This window comes from Enterobacter sp. RHBSTW-00175, from assembly GCF_013927005.1.
GTDB lineage: Bacteria > Pseudomonadota > Gammaproteobacteria > Enterobacterales > Enterobacteriaceae > Enterobacter.
Genome location: NZ_CP055930.1, coordinates 632972 through 652343, shown reverse-complemented (window position 1 = coordinate 652343; position 19372 = coordinate 632972). Strand labels below are relative to the sequence as shown.

The 19372-nt window shown below is 55.4% G+C and carries 19 protein-coding genes; 17 read left to right on the top strand and 2 right to left on the bottom strand.

Annotated features, from left to right (window positions below):
* The first annotated feature begins 10 nt into the window (after positions 1-10).
* Together HV107_RS03030 and HV107_RS03025 are read left to right on the top strand one after the other, a co-directional pair.
* Positions 11-643 (top strand): terminase small subunit, encoded by a 633-nt coding sequence (locus HV107_RS03030; protein WP_182062031.1) that lies wholly within the window; start codon positions 11-13, stop codon positions 641-643.
* Positions 640-2115, top strand: a complete 1476-nt coding sequence (locus HV107_RS03025; protein ID WP_182062030.1) for a terminase — start codon at positions 640-642, stop codon at positions 2113-2115. Before HV107_RS03030 ends, HV107_RS03025 begins: the two co-directional genes overlap by 4 nt.
* 11 nt (positions 2116-2126) lie before the next feature.
* Here the strand turns inward: HV107_RS03025 and HV107_RS03020 are convergent, their stop codons facing one another.
* Together HV107_RS03020 and HV107_RS03015 are read right to left on the bottom strand one after the other, a co-directional pair.
* Complete coding sequence (locus tag HV107_RS03020; protein WP_182062029.1) at positions 2127-2282, bottom strand: hypothetical protein; 156 nt, start codon at positions 2280-2282, stop codon at positions 2127-2129.
* 79 nt (positions 2283-2361) lie between these two features.
* Positions 2362-2721 (bottom strand): Gp49 family protein, encoded by a 360-nt coding sequence (locus HV107_RS03015; protein ID WP_182062028.1) that lies wholly within the window; start codon positions 2719-2721, stop codon positions 2362-2364.
* A 703-nt stretch (positions 2722-3424) separates the two neighbouring features.
* Between HV107_RS03015 and HV107_RS03010 the strand changes: the two genes are divergently transcribed.
* From HV107_RS03010 to HV107_RS02940, 15 genes are all read left to right on the top strand, one after another.
* Complete coding sequence (locus tag HV107_RS03010) at positions 3425-3631, top strand: hypothetical protein (RefSeq protein ID WP_032634944.1); 207 nt, start codon at positions 3425-3427, stop codon at positions 3629-3631.
* A 14-nt stretch (positions 3632-3645) separates the two neighbouring features.
* Entirely contained in the window at positions 3646-5316 is a 1671-nt protein-coding gene (locus HV107_RS03005) for a portal protein (protein WP_182062027.1), read from the top strand.
* Positions 5313-5609 carry a hypothetical protein gene (locus HV107_RS03000; protein ID WP_182062026.1) on the top strand — a complete coding sequence of 99 codons (297 nt, stop codon included), beginning with the start codon at positions 5313-5315 and terminating at the stop codon, positions 5607-5609. The genes HV107_RS03005 and HV107_RS03000 overlap by 4 nt, the downstream gene beginning before the upstream one ends.
* A gap of 2 nt (positions 5610-5611) precedes the next feature.
* Entirely contained in the window at positions 5612-6319 is a 708-nt protein-coding gene (locus HV107_RS02995; protein ID WP_182062025.1) for a peptidase, read from the top strand.
* A gap of 10 nt (positions 6320-6329) precedes the next feature.
* Positions 6330-7337 (top strand): major capsid protein, encoded by a 1008-nt coding sequence (locus HV107_RS02990; RefSeq protein ID WP_058659533.1) that lies wholly within the window; start codon positions 6330-6332, stop codon positions 7335-7337.
* A 12-nt stretch (positions 7338-7349) separates the two neighbouring features.
* On the top strand, positions 7350-7742 hold the full coding sequence (locus HV107_RS02985; protein WP_015971042.1) for a Bbp16 family capsid cement protein: 393 nt from the start codon (positions 7350-7352) through the stop codon (positions 7740-7742).
* Positions 7735-8019: a hypothetical protein gene (locus HV107_RS02980; RefSeq protein WP_182062024.1), complete on the top strand. Its 285-nt coding sequence runs from the start codon at positions 7735-7737 to the stop codon at positions 8017-8019. The genes HV107_RS02985 and HV107_RS02980 overlap by 8 nt, the downstream gene beginning before the upstream one ends.
* Before the next feature lie 64 nt (positions 8020-8083).
* Positions 8084-8419: a capsid staple protein gene (gp10, locus tag HV107_RS02975; RefSeq protein ID WP_032636536.1), complete on the top strand. Its 336-nt coding sequence runs from the start codon at positions 8084-8086 to the stop codon at positions 8417-8419.
* A complete protein-coding gene (locus HV107_RS02970; RefSeq protein ID WP_182062023.1) occupies positions 8419-9024 on the top strand; it encodes a hypothetical protein in 606 nt (201 codons plus the stop codon). Before gp10 ends, HV107_RS02970 begins: the two co-directional genes overlap by 1 nt.
* Positions 9024-11489 (top strand): hypothetical protein, encoded by a 2466-nt coding sequence (locus tag HV107_RS02965; protein WP_182062022.1) that lies wholly within the window; start codon positions 9024-9026, stop codon positions 11487-11489. Before HV107_RS02970 ends, HV107_RS02965 begins: the two co-directional genes overlap by 1 nt.
* Positions 11489-11953 (top strand): hypothetical protein, encoded by a 465-nt coding sequence (locus HV107_RS02960; RefSeq protein ID WP_182062021.1) that lies wholly within the window; start codon positions 11489-11491, stop codon positions 11951-11953. Before HV107_RS02965 ends, HV107_RS02960 begins: the two co-directional genes overlap by 1 nt.
* Positions 11953-12492 carry a hypothetical protein gene (locus HV107_RS02955; RefSeq protein WP_182062020.1) on the top strand — a complete coding sequence of 180 codons (540 nt, stop codon included), beginning with the start codon at positions 11953-11955 and terminating at the stop codon, positions 12490-12492. Before HV107_RS02960 ends, HV107_RS02955 begins: the two co-directional genes overlap by 1 nt.
* Before the next feature lie 12 nt (positions 12493-12504).
* Positions 12505-15033, top strand: a complete 2529-nt coding sequence (locus tag HV107_RS02950; protein WP_182062019.1) for a hypothetical protein — start codon at positions 12505-12507, stop codon at positions 15031-15033.
* On the top strand, positions 15033-16598 hold the full coding sequence (locus HV107_RS02945) for a hypothetical protein (RefSeq protein WP_182062018.1): 1566 nt from the start codon (positions 15033-15035) through the stop codon (positions 16596-16598). The genes HV107_RS02950 and HV107_RS02945 overlap by 1 nt, the downstream gene beginning before the upstream one ends.
* Entirely contained in the window at positions 16598-19354 is a 2757-nt protein-coding gene (locus HV107_RS02940; RefSeq protein WP_182062017.1) for a hypothetical protein, read from the top strand. The genes HV107_RS02945 and HV107_RS02940 overlap by 1 nt, the downstream gene beginning before the upstream one ends.
* Positions 19355-19372: the final 18 nt, after the last annotated feature.

Here is a 19372-nt window from a genome sequence, read left to right as displayed (position 1 = left end):
TCAGGTGGTAATGATGCTCGTGATACCAAAAACCCACAAACGCAAATCAACGCAATATAAGCCTATTACAGCGATGATGGAGGCTTACTGCCAGTCATACATTAAGACACCTGAGAACCAGACTCAGGCGGCGATTAACGCAGGATTTTCACCTAATACGGCAGCGGTCAAAGCCAGCAACATGATGCGCGACGAAAGAATCCAGAAACGAATCGCCGAGCTTATGGAGGAGCGCAACAAGCGAAACCGCGTCAGCGCTGACTACGTGCTCATGCGCCTGGTGGAAATCGACCAGATGGACGTCCTGGATATCCTGAACGATGACGGCGGGATGAAGCCAATTGCGGAATGGCCGAAGGTCTGGCGCACATCTCTCAGTGCGATGGATATCGCTACCATCAAAACGACCCAGGCCTCCCTGAAAAAAGAGAATGGCGAGGCAGATCTCTCTGTTGAGGATGTCGAGCATATCCTGAAGAAGGTGAAGTGGCCCGACAAGGTGAAAAACCTCGAGCTCATCGGTAAGCACGTCGACGTCAACGCGTTCAAAGAGCGCCTGGAGGTTTCCGGCACCGTCACCATTGCCGACCGTATGGCTGCCGCCCGCCGCCGCGTCAAAGAGCAGGCTGGTGGTGAAGAATGACAGCCGCAGCCATGTCTACGGAAGAGCAGCTCGTCGAGGATATCGCCTCGTTCACGTATGACCCGCTGGGCTATGCGCTGTATGCGTTCCCGTGGGGCGAGGAGGGCACAGAGCTGGCGCACGCCACCGGGCCGCGCAAGTGGCAGGCAGATGCATTCCGCGAAATACGAGATCACCTCCAGAACCCGGTGACGCGTCACCAGCCGCTGATGCTTGGCAGGGCATCCGGGCACGGTATCGGCAAGTCCGCTTTCATCTCAATGCTCATCAACTGGGGCATGTCGACCTGTGAGGACTGCAAGGTGGTGGTGACCGCCAACACCGACAACCAGCTACGCACCAAGACCTGGCCGGAAATCATCAAATGGTCGAACCTGGCTATCACGAAAGAGTGGTTCACCTGCACCGCAACCGCGATGTACAGCAACGACCCTGGGCACGATAAGCGCTGGCGCGCTGACGCTATCCCGTGGTCTGAGCACAACACAGAGGCTTTCGCCGGACTGCACAACGAGCGTAAGCGCATCATCGTGGTGTTCGACGAAGCCTCCAATATTGCCGATCTGGTGTGGGAAGTTGCTGAGGGTGCGCTGACGGATGAAGATACGGAAATCATCTGGGTGGCGTTCGGTAACCCGACTCGTAACACCGGTCGTTTCCGTGAGTGCTTCCGTAAATACAAACACCGCTGGAAGTGCGCGCAGATTGACAGCCGCACTGTGGAAGGCACCAATAAACAACAGCTCCAGAAATGGGTGGACGACTACGGCGAAGACAGCGACTTCGTGAAGGTTCGTGTGCGCGGGATATTCCCTGACGCGTCTGAACTTCAGTTCATCCCGACCGGTCTCACTGACGAAGCAATGAAGCGCGTGGTGACCTCGGCGCAGGTGGCACATGCACCGGTGATTATCGGCGTAGACCCGGCTTATTCCGGCGTGGATGACGCAGTGATATACCTGCGCCAGGGTCTGCACAGCAAAGTCCTCTGGACCGGAAACAAGACCACCGACGATCTGATTATGGCTAAGCGCATTGCCGACTTTGAGGACCAGTACCAGGCTGACGCGGTGTTCATCGACTTCGGCTATGGTACCGGGCTGAAATCCATCGGTGACGGCTGGGGCCGGACGTGGCAGCTAATCCCGTTCGGCGGCGGCTCGACCGACCCTCAGATGCTCAACAAGCGCGGCGAAATGTTCAACAGCGCCAAGACGTGGCTGAAGCTCGGCGGCGCGCTGGATGACCAGGAGACGGCTGACGACCTGTCGGCGGCAGAGTACAAAGTCAGGGTAGACGGCAAGATCGTCATTGAGCCGAAGGAAGATATCAAAGAACGGTTGGGCCGCTCGCCTGGCAAGGGTGACGCGCTGCTGCTGACATTTGCTTTCCCCGTTTCCAAGCGGATGCGCATTCCAGGGCAGGAGAGCCAGCAGGGCAAGGCCGTGACAGAATATGACCCGTGGAAATAACAAAGCCCGCATTAGCGGGCCTTGAAATACGGAGTGCTCAGGATGGTATCTGTCAGCTCATGCTCGCACTTTTTAACCTTCTGGAAGATGTCATTCATCTTGTCCATCACTTCCTGGTCTGCTGCTCTTCGCTTCTTTGTTCTGGCGCTCAGTCTGAGTTTTGACATGTTGACCTCGAATTAAAGCCCGCGCATCGGCGGGCTGATTGTGACATGTCACGGCGTTAAAAGCCGTCGAATTCGTCTTTTATTTCTCGCTCAGTTTCTGCTTCAGTAGATAACCTTCCAGCATCCAGATTTTATTCACCGCGTTTTCGCGGGCGATTTTACGACCGATCTCCGGGTCGAAGTTTTCTGGGCTTGCGCACGCGCTCTCGCCGGTGACAGTGAAGCCGTTGCGCAGAACCAGGACGCAGAAGGTCAGCAAGCTCAGTTGATCTGCAACGTCCTCATTAGCGAATTGCTCCCCCCATTTAGCGAAGCGTTCGCCGTCAGCAGCAGTAAAATAATGCTCGCTGGCAATAATGCTTTCAACATGGTCAGGCGTAACGCGCGGCGCGGTTAAGCCCTTAGCCTGAATTTCCTGCTCAATATCTTTATCGCTCATCATATTCACCTTAAAAAAATGCCCGGACGAACCGGGCGAATAATCAACGGAGTGCCTTCCTTGGCAGTTACGGGTTTACAGCGCAACGTCATCGGGATGGCGTTCTGCTGTAAAAAGGGCGGTGGTCAGAAGTGGGAGTAACTGCCACCGCCAAAGCTACACGCATTGCCTGGTACTGCCGTATCACGGTCCTAACGTGATTTGGTGTGTGGTGGCCGGTGCGCCGGCGATAGCGTTTGTCGCGTGCTAATAGCAACTTTCACCACAACGGAAAGAGCACTGAGTAGGGATTCGAACCCTCTACCAAGAATGGCGATCTCCGACATCGCTCAATGCTCTTACCTGTTATGGCCTCGTCTCTTCCGAGGTGTCACGCCGTATCGCCACGATGGTGAGTCGTCATGTCCGTGCATACAGAAACACTGACTTGCACATTCCGGCTACCCGCTCGGGGATAAGGAACACCAAGGAACCCCTCCGGACCGCTGCGACACATGTGCCATATGCCGTACTGCTCACACCTGGAAGCGCACTAACCAGTTTTGATTTAGCGACAAGACCTCACAGAACCGATATCGAAGTGCGCTTTCATGTTGTGTTACCTTAAGGGTAATAATTGCACAGCATTCTGTCAATATACTACGTAAAATAATCCGTATATGGTTAAATTGGTAATAATTTAATCGTGTGTGAGGTTATCGCTATGTGTATCGGCAGCAAGCCATCAGTGCCAGCGGCACCAGAAGTTCAGGCCGCACCTCAGGAGCAGGATGCCGCTGTGGTCAGTGCCCGCGATGACGAAGAGCGCCGCCGCCGTGCTGCTGCTGGTCGTAACTCGACCATGCTCACCGGTGCCCAGGGCGACACTTCCAAAGCCAACACCAGCGGTAAAACGCTGCTCGGTCAGTAACGGAGACCTGAGAGATGGCGGAAACCGAAAAAGAGCGGCTGCTGAAGCAGCTCGCACAGCTGAAGAATGAGCGCACATCGTTCGAGCCGCACTGGCGCGACCTGAGCGACTTTATCAATCCGCGCGGTTCCCGCTTCCTGACGTCTGACGTTAACCGTGATGATCGCCGCAACACCAAAATTGTTGACCCTACCGGCTCACTCGCTCAGCGCATTCTCGCCAGCGGCATGATGTCCGGCATCACCAGCCCTGCCCGTCCGTGGTTCAAGCTGGCAACACCTGACCCTGACATGATGGATTACGGTCCGGTGAAGGTCTGGCTTGAAGTCGTGCAGCGCCGCATGAACGAAGTGTTCAACAAGTCGAATCTGTACCAGTCTCTGCCTGTCATGTACGCCAGCCTGGGTACTTTCGGTACCGCCGCTATGGCTGTGCTGGAAGATGACCAGGACGTGATCCGCACAATGCCATTCCCGATTGGCAGCTACTACCTGGCGAACAGCCCGCGCGGCAGCGTCGATACCTCTTTCCGCCAGTTCTCCATGACCGTGCGCCAGCTCGTGCAGGAATTCGGCCTGGACAACGTGAGCACGTCCGTTAAGGGCATGTGGGAAAACGGCACATACGAAAACTGGATCGAGGTAAACCACTGCATCACGCCTAACATCAACCGCGACAGCGGCAAGATGGACAGCAAGAACAAGCCGTATCGCTCTGTCTATTTCGAGACAGGCGGCGACTCCGACAAGCTGCTGCGTGAATCTGGCTTTGACGAATTCCCGATCCTGGCTCCGCGCTGGGAAGTTAACGGCGAGGACGTTTACGCATCATCCTGCCCCGGCATGCTGGCGCTCGGGCAGGTTAAAGCGCTTCAGGTTGAGCAGAAACGTAAAGCTCAGTTGATCGACAAAGCCACTAACCCGCCGATGGTTGCGCCGACGTCGCTGAAGAATCAGCGCGTTTCTCTGCTGCCTGGTGATGTCACCTATCTCGACGTACTGAGCGGGCAGGACGGTTTCAAACCTGCGTACCTGGTCAACCCGAATACCGCCGACCTGCTGGCTGACATTCAGGACACCCGCCAGACCATCAACAGCGCCTACTTTGTCGACCTCTTCATGATGCTGCAAAACATCAACACCCGCTCCATGCCGGTGGAAGCAGTGATCGAGATGAAGGAAGAGAAGCTGCTGATGCTCGGCCCGGTGCTGGAGCGTCTGAACGACGAGGCTCTCAATCCGCTTATCGATCGCGTGTTCTCCATCATGGCGCGCAAGAACATGCTTCCGCCTCCGCCTGACGTTATGCAGGGGATGCCGCTGCGCATAGAGTACATCTCCGTGATGGCGCAGGCGCAGAAATCTATCGGCCTCACCAGCCTGTCGCAGACCGTTGGCTTCATTGGCCAGCTCGCACAGTTCAAACCTGAAGCGCTCGACAAGCTCGACGTGGATCAGGCTATCGACGCGTTCTCAGAAATGTCCGGCGTATCGCCAACCGTAATCGTTCCGCAGGAGCAGGTGCAGGGCATTCGTGAAGAGCGCAACAAACAGCAGCAGGCAGCTCAGGCGCTGGCAATGGGCCAGGCAGTTACGCAGGGAGCCAAGACGCTCAGCGAGACGCAGACCACTGACCCAAGTGCGCTTACCGCAATCACTAACGCAGTGGGGGCGCAGCAGCAATGACGGATTTCGACGAAGAGGAGCTGCGCATTCAGAACGAGCGTAAGAAGCACGATCTGGAGCAGCGCGAGAAGGACGACATCAAGTTCGTCATGGATAGCGAGCAGGGCCGCCGTGTTGTCTGGTCACTTCTGGAGAAAGGTCAGGTGTTCGGCGCTTGCTTCAACGTAGACCCGCACATCACAGCATTCAACGAAGGGCAGCGCAACCTGGCGTTGGTGCTGCTTCAGCGCGTCATGGCGCACTGCCCGGATCAGTATCTGACGATGGCCTCCGAGGCCAGTGAACAGGAGTAACCATGAATTTATTTGAACGTTTGCTGCATCGCCGTCTTTGCAATGAGCAACCTGCTGATGGTGGCGCTGCACCGGCACCGTCTGCGCCAGCAGCACCTGCTGCAGAAGTTCCGGAGCCTGCAGGCGAACCAGCGAAACAAGAAGGCGATAAGCCACAGCCTGGCGCTGAAGGTGACAAGCCTCAGGAAGATAAGCCCGCTGATGGTGATAAGCCAGCTGAAAAGCCAGGTGACAAAGAGCAGAAGCAGGAAGGCGCTCCGGAGAAATACGAGTTTCAGGCTGGCGAAGGCGTTGAGCTGGATACCGAAGCTCTGAAGGACTTCGAGCCGGTTGCCCGCGATCTGAACCTGACCAATGAGCAAGCGCAGAAGCTGGTGGACGCCTACCCGAAAATCCTTGCCGGTGTGCAGCAGCGTCAGGCAGAAGCCTGGCAGGCGCAGACAGAGCAGTGGGCGGCTGACGTGAAGGCTGACAAAGAGATCGGCGGCGACAAGCTGACCGCAAACCTAAGCGCTGCGCAGCGTGCACTGGAACAATTCGGCGATCCAGAACTGAAAGAATACCTGGATTCAACCGGTCTGGGTAATCACCCGGCGCTTGTTAAAGCGTTTATCAAAGTCGGCAAGGCAATGTCAGAAGACAAGGTTGTCACCGGCGGTCATGAAAGCGGCGGCAGTGACCTTATCTCCGCCTTCTATCCCAAAAAGTGAGGTATGAAAAATGGCTTTAATCGGTCAAACTCTGCCATCGTTGCTTGACATCTACAATCGTACTGACAAGAACGGGCGAATCGCGCGCATCGTGGAGCAGTTGGCGAAAACCAACGACATCCTGACCGATGCGATCTATGTGCCGTGTAACGACGGCTCAAAGCACAAAACCACCATCCGCGCAGGTATTCCTGAACCGGTATGGCGCCGCTATAACCAGGGCGTTCAGCCAACCAAAACCCAGACCGTACCAGTAACCGACACCACCGGTATGTTGTACGACCTGGGCTTCGTTGATAAGGCTCTGGCGGACCGTTCAAACAACGCCTCCGCGTTCCGTGTTTCCGAAAACATGGGCAAGTTGCAGGGCTTCAACAACAAAGTATCCCGCTATACCTTCTACGGTAACACTGATGCTGAACCTGAAGCATTCATGGGTCTGGCACCACGCTTCAACACGCTGAGCACCAGCAAAGCGGCAAGCGCAGAGAACGTATTCAGCGCCGGTGGTAGCGGCTCTACCAACACCTCTATCTGGTTTATGTCATGGGGTGAGAACACTGCTCACATGATCTATCCGGAAGGCATGGTTGCAGGCTTCCAGCATGAAGACCTTGGTGACGACCTGGTAAGTGACGGTAACGGCGGCCAGTTCCGTGCGTATCGCGACGAATTCAAGTGGGACCTGGGTCTGAGCGTGCGTGACTGGCGTTCAATTTCCCGCATCTGCAACATCGATGTGACCACGCTGACCAAAGACGCAGCAACCGGCGCTGACCTGATCAGCATGATGGTTGATGCGTACTATGCCCGCGACGTGGCGATGCTGGGTGATGGCAAAGAAGTTATCTATGCCAACAAAACAATCCACGCATGGCTGCACAAACAGGCTATGAATGCCAAAAACGTGAACCTTACTATCGAAGAGTACGGCGGTAAGAAGATCGTTTCCTTCCTGGGCATTCCTATCCGTCGTGCGGATGCAATCCTCAACACTGAATCTGCCGTAACGGCGTAAGGAGAGAGAATCATGTTGCTTGATCAACAGGCTTTGTTCTCCGCGGCTCAGGCCATTACGGCCACCGCGGTATCAACAAACGTTATTGACACCGGATCCAGTAAGGATGTCGGTAAATATGGCGATATCCCGCTGCTGATTCAGGTTGTTGAGGCATTTAACACCCTTACCAGCCTGACAGTAACGGTGCAGACTGATGACAACTCGTCTTTCAGCTCTGCAACAGATGTGATCTCCATGGTCATTCCTCTGGCATCCCTGACCGTTGGTTACAAAACGCCGGTCATCACGTTGCCGATGAAGCTGGAGCGCTACATCCGACTTAACTACACCGTCACCGGTACCGCGCCGACCACTGGCAAAGTAACCGCTGGCATTGTTGGCGGGGTGCAGACCAATGTCTAAATATCGCGTCAAAGAACGCTCCTTCATTAACGGCAAGCTCTGCGAGCCTGGCGATATTGTGGAGTTTTCCGGGGAGGCTGGCAAAAACCTTATCCCTCATAACGACGGCGATGTCGTGGTGAAGAATGACGATCTGCCAACCAATGAAGAGCTTCAGGAGCTGGACCAGCTTCGTACCATTTACGAAGAGATGTTCGGCGAAGCTCCGCATAAAAACACCAGCGCAAAAACTCTCAAAGAGAAGATTGACGCCCGGCGTAAAGAACTGGGCGTGTAAGCGCTCAATAAAGTGCTAAAAGCCGGGGCCATTCGGCCCCGCTTTTCTATGCGGAGACCTGAGAATGAAAACTGTAAACATGAAAACAGGCACCGACTCATTCGTTGGTGAAGATGGAAAACCAGAAACCAAAGATCAGTATCCGTGGGGTCTGCGCATCACGCTGGATAACGAATCTCTGCAACGTCTCGGCCTGAATGCAAAATCACTGCCAGCGGTAGGTGATAGCGTTTCAGTTATGGCAATGGCTAACGTATGTTCTGTGTCTACCCGCACCACAGATCACGGTGAAGACAACTATGTTGAGTTGCAGATCACCGATATTGGCCTGGCTCCACAGAAACGTGATGATGCCAAAGAGCTGAAAGATGCTTTCTACCCAGGCGGGGAGGATGATTAATGGCCTCAGTTATCGAAATCTGCAACCGCGCGCTGAGCAATATCGGCAACAGCCGCAGCATTAACAGCCTGACTGAAGCCAGCAAAGAAGCCGGGCAGTGCTCCCTGCACTTTGATGCGTGTCGAGATGCAGCACTGGCAGACTTCGACTGGAACTTTGCCACCAAGCGCCTGGCGCTGGCCGATACCAATAATCCGCCTCCGGACTGGGCATATTCCTACCAGTACCCGACAGACTGCCTGCGCATCACCGAAATTATGGTGCCCGGTATCCGTAACCCGACTGCCGCTATGCGCATCAACTATGAGGTTGGGGCAGATACGGATGGTACCGGAAAGCTTATCTACACCGACCAGCCTAAGGCATGGTTGAAGTACATTGCGCGCGTAACAGACGTGAACATGTTCGATGCCATTTTCATGGAGGCGCTTTCCTGGCGTCTGGCGGCTGCCATCAACATGCCACTTACCGGCAGCGCAGATCTCGGTAACAACGCACTGACGATGTACCGCAGCGTAATCCTGAGTGCTGGCTCTCATAGTCAGAATGAATCGCAGGAGCCGCAGCCGCCTGTTGATGAGTTCACCGCAGCGAGGTTGTCATAATGGCCTTCAGTTGGATCCAGCCGAGTTTCGCCGGTGGTGAAATTGGCCCGTCTTTGTACGGGCGTATCGACATGTCTAAGTATCAGGTTGCGCTGCGCAAGTGCGATAACTTTATCGTGCGTCAGTATGGCGGCGTGGAAAATCGCCCGGGAACGCGCTTCGTCGGCGAAGCCAAATACCCGACGCGCAAATGCCGCCTTATCCCTTTCCAGTTCTCGACCGTCCAGACCTATGCGCTGGAGTTCGGGCACAACTACATGCGCGTTATCAAAGACGGTGCGTATGTGCTGAACAGCAGCAATGTGATCTACGAACTGGCTATGCCGTATGCTGAGGCAGACCTTTTCCGCATCAAATTCACGCAGAGCGCCGACGTGCTTACGCTGGTTCATCCTTCCTACCCGCCGAAGGAGCTGCGCCGCTACGCGCACGACAACTGGCAGATAGTCGACGTCACCACCAAAAACGGCCCGTTCGAAGATATCAACGTTGACGAGTCGGTGAAGGTATATGCCAGCGCCAGCACCGGCACCATTACGCTGACGGCGAGCTCTGCCATCTTCAGCGCGGAACAGGTCGGTAAGCTGTTCTACCTCGAGCAGCCGGCCGTTGATTCTGTGCAGGTATGGGAAACCAGTAAAGGAACAACCATTAACGATGTTCGCCGTGCTGACAGCAACTATTACCGGGCAAACACCGGAGGGACAACCGGAACGCTTAGACCATCTCATACAGAGGGCATGTCATGGGATGGATGGGGTGGCGACACCGGCATTCAATGGGAATACCTGCACAGCGGTTTCGGCATAGCGTGTATTACAGCGGTAGCCGGTGATGGCCTTACTGCCACGGCCACGGTGATCAGTTATATCCCGTCTCAGGTAGTAGGAGCAGCAAACGGAAGTTACAAGTGGGCACGGTACGCATGGAACAGTGTCAACGGATATCCGAGCACGGTTGTTTACTATCAGCAACGTCTGTATTTCGCCGCATCTACCGCGTACCCGCAAACCATCTGGGCGAGCCGTACCGGTGACTATAAAGACTTCGGCAAGAACAACCCTATTCAGGATGACGATCGCATTATCTACACCTATGCCGGTCGGCAGGTGAATGAGATCCGCCACCTGATTGATGTCGGAAATCTGGTTGCTCTGACATCTGGCGGTGAATATACGATATCCGGTGACCAGAATAAGGTGCTGACGCCATCGGCGTTTTCGTTCAGTTCTCAGGGAAACAACGGCTCAAGCAATGTGCCGCCGATAGCGGTGGCCAATATCGCGCTGTTCATCCAGGAAAAAGGTAGCGTGGTCCGTGATCTGGCCTACTCATTCGATGTGGATGGGTACCAGGGCACCGACCTGACCATTCTGGCAAACCATCTTTTCCAGAAGCGCAGCATCGTCGACTGGTCATTCTGCATTGTGCCGTACAGCAGCGCATTCTGCATTCGTGACGACGGAAAACTGCTGGTGCTGACCTATCTTCGCGATCAGCAGGTATTCGCATGGGCGCCGCAGTCCAGCGCCGGGAAGTATGAAAGCACCTGCTCAATCAGCGAAGGCAGCGAGGATGCTGTTTATTTCGTGGTTAACCGCACCATCAATGGCCAGACAAAACGTTACATCGAACGTCTTTCCAGCCGCCTGTTTACCAATGATGAAGACGCGTTCTTTGTCGACTGCGGCCTGAGTTATGACGGGCGCAATACCTCAACACGTACTATGACCATCAGCGGCGGCAGCGGTGACTGGAGTTATCAGGTCGATTATCCGGTAACCGTGAGCAGTGGTGCTTATTTTGTTAGTACGGATGTTGGCGCTCAGATCCAGTTCCCATATTCAGAGGTGGATACCGATACTGGCGAGGCGGTAGCGAAAGAACTGCGTGGAGACATCATCTCCGTAACCAGCACCACCGCGGTGGTCGTGCGATTTAACCGTAACGTTCCTGCGGTGCTGCGCAATGCGGCCACAACAAACTGGCAGATGGCTCGTCAGACATTCAGCGGCCTGACACACCTCGAAGGCCAGACAGTCAACATTCTTTCAGACGCAAGTGTTGAGCCACAGAAAACCGTATCTGGTGGCGCTGTCACGCTGGAGTCGCCGGGCGCAGTGGTGCATATCGGTCTGCCGATCACCGCTGAATTCGAAACGCTGGACATCAACATCAACGGGCAGGAAACACTGCTTGATAAAAAGCAGGTCATCCCGACCGTCACGATGGTGGTCAACGCCAGCCGCGGCATCTGGGCAACAACGCCTGGCGGCACCTGGTACGAATATCAACAGCGCGAGTTTGAGTTTTACGATGACCCGGTTGACGATGCCACCGGAAAGGTGGAAGTGAAGATCGACAGCAACTGGGATAAGAACGGTCGCGTTAAAGTGCGGCAGCTCGACCCATTGCCACTCTCCGTACTGGCTGTCATTCCGCGCATGACGGTAGGAGGCTTCTGATGATCAATGCTCAGATTGTTCCGGCCACCGCAGAGCATATCGAGTCCATGCTGCCGCATGTCCGCCAGGCTGACGTTGATGAATTTCTGGCGACAAACGGGTGGAGCCCGCGGCGCGTACTTGAATCCGGGCTGCGCACGTCCACCTTCGCCTGTGCCGGGCTGATTAATGGTGAGGTAGTAACCATCTTCGGCGTGGCTCCGGCATCCATGATCGGCGGGAGCGGAATACCCTGGCTGGTAGGCACTGACGCACTGGAGAAATATCAGCGCACTTTCCTGCGCCGCTGCGGGAAAGTGGTCAATGCAATGCTGGCCGTATACCCGTATCTTGAGAACTATGTTGATGCCCGCAACCACACTGCGCGCATCTGGCTGCACTGGCTTGGGTTCACGATTGAAGATCCTCAGCCTTTCGGCATTCAAGGCATCCCGTTCCACCGCTTCCACATGGAGAGAAAATAATGTGTAGCCCGGCTATTGCTCTCGCTGGCGCCAGCGTCGCTCTGAGTGGCATCTCAGCTTATAACCAGTACCAGTCAGGGAAATATTCCGCAGCGGTCGCTGAGCAGAATGCGAACGTTGCAGAGGCCCAGGCTCAGGACTCTATTAACCGTGGCAATGCTCAGGCAGATGAGGTGCGTCGCCGCAATCGCCAGGCCGCCGGAACCCAGGCGGCCACGATGGGAGCAACTGGTGCGGATCTATCAACCGGTAATGCTCTTGATATCTTCGGTGATACAGCGCAGTTCGGTGCGCTGGATGCGCTGACAACAGTTAACAATGCCCAGCGTGAGGCATACGGATATCAGGTCCAGGCCGAAAACTATAAAGCCCAGGCAAGCTCTTCACGTAAGCAGGGAAATATGGGGGCACTGACGACGCTTCTCACTGCGCCTTTGCAGGCATATGGCGCTTACCAGATGGGTGGCGGAACCTGGTCGCCGTTCACGCAGAAAGCCGCACCAATCAGCGCGGCCGTCGGCACACCAACCGGGCGATAAGGAGACAGTGAAATGCCAACAGTACCAACAGTTACCGGTCGCCAGGTAGAGAGTCGCGGTTTCCAGTCTCCTGGTATTCAGGCTTTTGAGCAGCCTAATATCGGTGATGCGCTGGCGCAGGTAGGTCCAAAGGCGATCGACATGTTTGCGCAGGCCAAGCAGCGTGCAGATGTTGCCCAGGCACAGGATGCATCTTTGCAACTCAGTCAGTTTTCCAGTGATTTACTGACGAATCCGAATACCGGCCTGCTGAATATGCAGGGTAAAAACGCTCTCGGGAAAGGTCAGGAGTATACCCAGCAGTTCGATGCGCACGCAGAACAGCTTGCCATGACATTGCCTGAAGGCGCTCGAGCCGGATTTATGCTGCAGGCGCAGCAGCAGCGAATTCAGTTCACAACTCAGGCCGGGCGACATGAGATAGGCCAGCTCAATGCCTATGAGGAAGGTCAGTTCCAGGCAACTCTGGCGAATAACGGCAAACTTGCAGCATCCGCTTACGGCGACAATGCAAACTACGTGCTGTACAACCAGCAGACTTTCCAGCAGATCGACGACTACGGCGCAGCGCACGGCTGGAGTCCTGAACAGATTAACGCCAAGAAGGTCGAGTTCAAGGAGAAGGTTGCTGATGCATCACTTTCCCAGTGGTCTGCCAACAACTCTATTGAGTTCATCCAGAGCAATGGTGAACTGAGCGATACAGTTGCTGGATCCCGCCGGGCTGTGTCAGAAGGCAGTTCCAGTGATGGCGCCCGCGGCATCAGGAATAACAACCCCGGAAACCTCGAGTACAGCAAAACCAATCCGTGGGTAGGTCAGACCGGTGACGATGGTCGCTTTGCCAAATTCGAAACTCCTGAGCATGGCATCCGAGCTCTTGGACGAAACCTGCTGTCTTACCAGCGTCAGGGTATTGATACCGTCAGCGACATCATTAATCGCTGGGCGCCGCCATCCGACAATAACAACACAGATGCGTATATCAAGGCGGTCTGCGCGCAACTCGGTGTAACGCCTGATCAGCAACTCGATGCATCAAACCCTGACACCCTGAAAGCGTTATGTGGCGCTATCATCCATCACGAGAACGGAAGCCAGCCTTACACCGACCAGCAACTTTCTACCGGTGTCAGCGCGGCTATTGGCCTATCTCAGTTGCCTACCAGCACCAAACGCTACACCGGCAATGCGGCATTCGACGCTGCCTCACCAGAGGCGCAGGCAACCTTCCTCCGCCAGGCCGATCAAATCCGCAAGCAGCAGCAGGCGGAGTATCGCACCAGCATTGACAGTCAGGTCCGCGACGCAACGGCGGCTTACATACGCGGCGTCGATTTCCCCAATGCTCCAACACAGACCGAATTCCTCGCTGCCTATGGCGTGCGCGAAGGTAATCTCCGGTATACCGAGTTCAAAAACACGCAGATCGCCGGGCAGTATATTGGCTCGTTCCGCAATATGCCGACGAGCAGCATAACGGCCTACGTTGACCAGCTGAGCCCGGGAACCGAAGAAACAGGCGAGGGATATGCATCACGTGCTGAACTATTTGATCAGGTATCGGCTGCGGCCACGAAGGTGATCAGCCAGCGCCAGAACAACCCGTTCAACGCTGCGGTAGAGATTGGCGCCTATAAGCCGATCGCCAGCAACAATCCTAACGACATCACGGCAGAGGTTGCCAACCGGTTCTCATCTCAGGAGGGCCTGCGCGCGCTGGGCATCAATGCGCCCATCCTTTCCAGTGAAGAGGCCGCTGCGCTGTCTGAGCAGGTGCGCGGTACCAAAGACGTTAACCAGACCATCAGCCTGTTGCAGAGCATGGGTGAAACTCTGTCGGCTCCGGCGATGCGCCAGGTTGCTTCAGCTATCGCGCCGAACAACGCAGCAACGGCCTATTCTGCGCTGCTGCTTGGCACGCCGGACAACCAGTACGACAACACCAAGTCATCAATCGCCTACAGTCAGTTCATCGGCTACAAGCCGGCCATGAACAAATACGACGTATCGAAGGTGATTCTGGCAGGTGACCAGCTTCTGAATCCGACAAAAGCGATGAAAGACGCCGGGATAACTCCGGTCCAGTTGCCGAGCGAGGATAAACTGAAGCGTGCCTTTGACGATCAGGTCGGAAATTCGTTTGCCAACAACCCACAGGCTCGGCAGCTCAGTTACAACCTTTTTAAAGCAGCCTACGCCGGGATCGCTTATCAGTCAGGAGATGCTTCCATGACGAAAACTGATGTGGCCAACTCGGATGTAGTGGAGAAGGCTGCGCAGTACGCCACAGGAGGCGTATACAAGGGCTTTAATGGTGGTGATGTGGTTATGCCATTCGGCATGGATAAATCCACTTTCAAGGACCGCTATACCGCATCTGCGCAGCAGGCACTGAAAGATGCCGGGCTGAACGTCAACGCCGCATCAAACTTCACTCCGGTAAATATCGGCAACAATCAGTATCGGCTGGTAAGCGGCAGCGGGCGCTGGGCGACGGATCCGAAAACCAATGAAGCTATTGTCGTGAGGGTCGAATAATGTCTGATGTATTTTCTCTGGCGCCTGAAGGCCAGGCATGGACAGACGATAAAACTGCGGCCAATCCGGCACGTCAAGAAGACTACGAGCCTACATTCTTCCAGGGGTCAATTGCTGCGCCGGTGCGCGGCGTGGCTGAAGGCACAATCGGTCTTGCGCAGTCTGCCGTCGGATTCAGTAAACGCCTGATCAGCGATCCGGCATTCACTGCAGACGTAGCTCCAACGGTGAATATCTTCCGGGTTATGTTCCCGGATGCTGATAAAACGCTGAATGAAACCTATGACACGATCGGAAAGCAGTTGCAGGATGCACGCGGATACGTGAAGCCTGATGCAGGTAGCCAGGGCACCGCTGCCGAGGTACTTTATGGTCTCGGCCAGTTTGTACCAGCGATCGGTGCGACGATTGTCGGCGGACCTACAGTCGGCGCAGCCACTGCATTTAGCTCGACGTATGAGCAGTCCTATCAGGATTTTAAAGGGAAGGGCGTAGACGAGTCGACGGCGCGCAATCTGGCAACTCAGCAGAGCCTTTTCAACGCGGCTGGTATGGCCCTCCCTGCTGCCGTTGGCACCACACTGGCAACGCGCATTGCCTCAGGCGTGGCAATCAACACCGGATTCGGCGGCCTGAACCGTTACTCTGTCGGCGAAACGCTGGAGGAAAAAGGTTACACCGATATGGCGAAGCAGTACCGGGTATTCGACGGTCAGGCCATGCTGGTGGATGCGGTGCTGGGTGGCGCATTTGGTGGTGCTCATCACCTTGCCGCGAGAAATGCTGACGTGCCGCCACCGCCAGAGACTGAAGCGCCGATCCCGGCAGCAGAGGTGCAGAGTGTTCCTGATGCAACCGCAGAGCCATCGCCTGCGGCCGAAGCTACGCCAGTAACGGATGCGCCTGGCGCGCCGGTGAGATCTGATGCTCAGGCACCAGTGGCAGAGCCTGCCGCAGCGCCAGATATTCCTGCCATTAAGCCGAGCGACATCGATGCTGCCCACACACTGAATGAGGGGCTCTATTACGATCTGGAATCCTCCCCGGTCCTGCACGCCAGCAACGAAAGCATTAATAGCCATGTATCAGCTATGGATGAGGCATACCGGCAGTTGAATGACGGCCAGCCCGTTAACGTCGGAATGATGGCTCGCGGACTTGACGGCCCTGCTCGACCAGGGATGCTGGAGTCTGCAAACGAGCAATACCATGCAATGCAGCAGGTTTTCGAAGAGAATGGTGTCAGGTATGAAACGCCGCCAGAATTGGCTGGAGAAGCAATGGCGCCGCGTGCAGAAAGTGCATTCACAGCAGCAGGTGAAACTGGCGGGCAGGTCAGTGTGGATCCAGATACTGGTCAGGCGATTTCATCAAACAGTTACGACCTGATGGCGGCGCGCGATATGGCGACTACCAATCCGGATCTGACAATTACGCACCCTGACACCGGGCAGCCTGCGAAACTCTCCGATGTTCTGGCTGATTTTGACGAGCAGATCAAGACGGTGCAGAACGAGTCGAAAGTATATTCAGTCGCCGCCGCGTGCTTCCTGAGGAATCCATAATGAAACAGGCATGTGTTGAAGCCATTGCGCAGACACTGGGCCGCCAGCCAAAGGCTGACGAGCTGAAAGGTATTGAGGACCGCATTAAAGAAGCCGTGCGCCAGGTGCATAAAAAAAATGCCAGGGAAGGTAAGACTGGCATCCCTCATGCGCAGACGTATATGGAGGCCGCCGATCTTGTGCGCCAGCGCGTTGTGCATGACGTCTATAAGAAGCGCCAGCGCGTCGCTCAGAACGCGATCGCCATCAGTAGGGTAACAGATACCCTTGACGCCAATATCCCACCAGAGCAGCAGACGCCAGCCAATTTGCAGCAATTTATATTCTCCGGCCGCAGAACAACTGACGGTACAGATATCGCTGTCACGTCTGCTGAAGAGCTGGCTACCGGAGCATATCAGGACTGGTCACGTCAGCTCAGCGCTGAACTGCTCAAAGCCGGTGATGATGTACGCAAATTCTTTGAGCAGAGTAAGGCTCTTGGCGAGCAGCGCTTCCGCAGCCTCTTCGAACAGCAGGCAGCTAAATCTGCACAGTTCCAGATCCTGAAGGAGCTTTACGGTGAAGACACCGGAAACCCACAGGCGAAGAAAATCGCCCAGGTATGGAATGACGTTACGAGCCGGGCCCGCCAGGAGATGAACGACAACGGTTTTGATATCGGACTGCGTGATGACTGGCATCTGCCGTATGTTGACGATGCTGATTTTATCCGCAATGCAGGGCGCGATGAGTGGCTCGCATCATTACCAGTCGCAGAACAGGCCAAAGCGCGACTCTCAGGCCGCCAGCCACCGATTGAGTTCGCTCGCCAGGCGTGGGTTGATGATGTCTACAACACTCAGGATCGCAGCAACTACGTTAATCCGGACGGCAGCCCGATGAATGACATCGAGTACCGCCAGGCACTGGAAGCGATATTCGAAACGAAGGCTACCGACGGCGCGAACAAAATCGACCCGGGCGCATTCATGGGTACTGGTGGGATTAAGAACCGTGGGTCCCAGAGCAGGGTGATGGCGTTCAAGGATGCACAATCTCACTTTGCCTACATGGAGCGCTACACGCAGCAACCTGTTGCTGGCGTGATGATGTCGCACCTGCAATCTTCGTCCCGCGATCTTGGCGTCGTTAAAGCATTCGGCCCGGATGCTGCCCGCAACTTTTCCATGGTGCTGGACCGCGTATATCAGCGTGCGGTAACCGGCGGTAAGGAAGTCGGCAAGATGAACGACGAGCGCAAGATGGTTGAGCGCATGTTTAATTCAATGGCCGGGCTTAACGGTGCCGCATCTTCCAGCGTGTTCACATCAGCGGTTGGTGGGCTGCGCAACCTGATGACCAGTGCCATGCTGGGTACCAGCGTACTGACGGCAACCAGCGATCAGGCCATCATGCGCGCCAATGCCCAGGCTCTTGGTTTCACTCGTGACGGTATGCGCCTGTCAGCCAACACGATTAAAAATCTGTTCAGTGGTGATGCCAAAAAGGCTAATGCAGAGCTTGGCCTGCTGGTGGACTCGCACGCAGCTGTAGTCTCAAAGATGGGCGGCTTTGACCTGTCACGCGGAATCACTGGCTGGTTCGCAGAAAAGACACTGAAGTGGTCAGGTCTAATCGCAATGGACCGCGCAAACAAAGCGTCTTTCGGCCTGCTGATGTACAAAAACATTGGTGAACTGACCCGCAAATTTAAGACGCTTGATGAAGTGAAAGGGTCAGATAAAACCATCCTGGCTAATAAAGGCTGGAGCAACGAAGACTGGTCCATCATGGCTGCGGCAGACCTCAGGCCAATGACAACCTCCGGACATATGGGCATGACGCCTGATGCTATTTACGCCGTGCCCGATGACGTGATCGCCGGCATAATGGCTGACCGCATTGCACAGGTTCGCGCCGGGAGTGAATCGGCGCTGGCAGCCCTGGGAGATCTCCCGCCTGAACGCCTTAAGCGGATGAAAGAAGCATTCGACGCAGAAGCAGAGCAGACCATAACGCGAATGGTGCGTAACGCCCGCGCTGAAGCAGCGCAGAAATTGCTGGGTATCACACACGGTGAAATGACCAGTGCCGTAACTACTGCCACCGGCCTGGATACCTACGCCAGAGACGATGCTGGCCAGTTAATTAAGAGCTTCATGCTCTTTAAAACCACCCCGTTTGCAGGCTTCCGCCAGTTGGTTAACCGGGCCAATGATTTGGATACGGTTCCTGCCATCAAATTCCTGGCTTCGTATATCGCTGGCACTACACTGGCAGGGATGTTCGCTAACCAGATGAATAGCCTGCTGACTGGTAATGATCCACTGGATATGACAAAGCCGACGACGTGGGTGCAGGCGCTACTGAAGGGCGGTTCATTCGGTATCTACGGCGATTTCCTGTTCCAGGACCACACCCAATACGGCTCAAGTATCGCGGCCACCATTGGCGGACCGGTACTGAGCTTTGCCGAGCAGTTAACCAAGCTGCTGATCACGAACCCGCAGAAGGCTCTACAGGGTGAGAAAACTTCATTCGGTGCCGATGCGCTGAAGACCGCCCGCATGATCACACCATTCGCCAACCTCTGGTATGCAAAGGCGATCACCAATCATCTGATCCTTCAGCAGCTTCAGGAAATGGCGAACCCAGGATACAACGACAGGGTAAGGGACCGCGCACAGCGGGAGTTCAACACTACAAGTTGGTGGGAGCCTGGCGAGACAACTCCGCGCAGAGCGCCAGATTTAGGTAAGGCGGTAGGACAATGACAGATATTATGACCAATA

Excerpts from the sequence above, each read along its gene's own strand:
- HV107_RS03030 (WP_182062031.1), top strand. The coding sequence starts at position 11 with ATGATGCTCGTGATACCAAAAACCCACAAACGCAAATCAACGCAATAT.
- HV107_RS03025 (WP_182062030.1), top strand. The coding sequence starts at position 640 with ATGACAGCCGCAGCCATGTCTACGGAAGAGCAGCTCGTCGAGGATATC.
- HV107_RS03020 (WP_182062029.1), bottom strand. The coding sequence starts at position 2,282 with ATGTCAAAACTCAGACTGAGCGCCAGAACAAAGAAGCGAAGAGCAGCA.
- HV107_RS03015 (WP_182062028.1), bottom strand. The coding sequence starts at position 2,721 with ATGAGCGATAAAGATATTGAGCAGGAAATTCAGGCTAAGGGCTTAACC.
- HV107_RS03010 (WP_032634944.1), top strand. The coding sequence starts at position 3,425 with ATGTGTATCGGCAGCAAGCCATCAGTGCCAGCGGCACCAGAAGTTCAG.
- HV107_RS03005 (WP_182062027.1), top strand. The coding sequence starts at position 3,646 with ATGGCGGAAACCGAAAAAGAGCGGCTGCTGAAGCAGCTCGCACAGCTG.
- HV107_RS03000 (WP_182062026.1), top strand. The coding sequence starts at position 5,313 with ATGACGGATTTCGACGAAGAGGAGCTGCGCATTCAGAACGAGCGTAAG.
- HV107_RS02995 (WP_182062025.1), top strand. The coding sequence starts at position 5,612 with ATGAATTTATTTGAACGTTTGCTGCATCGCCGTCTTTGCAATGAGCAA.
- HV107_RS02990 (WP_058659533.1), top strand. The coding sequence starts at position 6,330 with ATGGCTTTAATCGGTCAAACTCTGCCATCGTTGCTTGACATCTACAAT.
- HV107_RS02985 (WP_015971042.1), top strand. The coding sequence starts at position 7,350 with ATGTTGCTTGATCAACAGGCTTTGTTCTCCGCGGCTCAGGCCATTACG.
- HV107_RS02980 (WP_182062024.1), top strand. The coding sequence starts at position 7,735 with ATGTCTAAATATCGCGTCAAAGAACGCTCCTTCATTAACGGCAAGCTC.
- gp10 (WP_032636536.1), top strand. The coding sequence starts at position 8,084 with ATGAAAACTGTAAACATGAAAACAGGCACCGACTCATTCGTTGGTGAA.
- HV107_RS02970 (WP_182062023.1), top strand. The coding sequence starts at position 8,419 with ATGGCCTCAGTTATCGAAATCTGCAACCGCGCGCTGAGCAATATCGGC.
- HV107_RS02965 (WP_182062022.1), top strand. The coding sequence starts at position 9,024 with ATGGCCTTCAGTTGGATCCAGCCGAGTTTCGCCGGTGGTGAAATTGGC.
- HV107_RS02960 (WP_182062021.1), top strand. The coding sequence starts at position 11,489 with ATGATCAATGCTCAGATTGTTCCGGCCACCGCAGAGCATATCGAGTCC.
- HV107_RS02955 (WP_182062020.1), top strand. The coding sequence starts at position 11,953 with ATGTGTAGCCCGGCTATTGCTCTCGCTGGCGCCAGCGTCGCTCTGAGT.
- HV107_RS02950 (WP_182062019.1), top strand. The coding sequence starts at position 12,505 with ATGCCAACAGTACCAACAGTTACCGGTCGCCAGGTAGAGAGTCGCGGT.
- HV107_RS02945 (WP_182062018.1), top strand. The coding sequence starts at position 15,033 with ATGTCTGATGTATTTTCTCTGGCGCCTGAAGGCCAGGCATGGACAGAC.
- HV107_RS02940 (WP_182062017.1), top strand. The coding sequence starts at position 16,598 with ATGAAACAGGCATGTGTTGAAGCCATTGCGCAGACACTGGGCCGCCAG.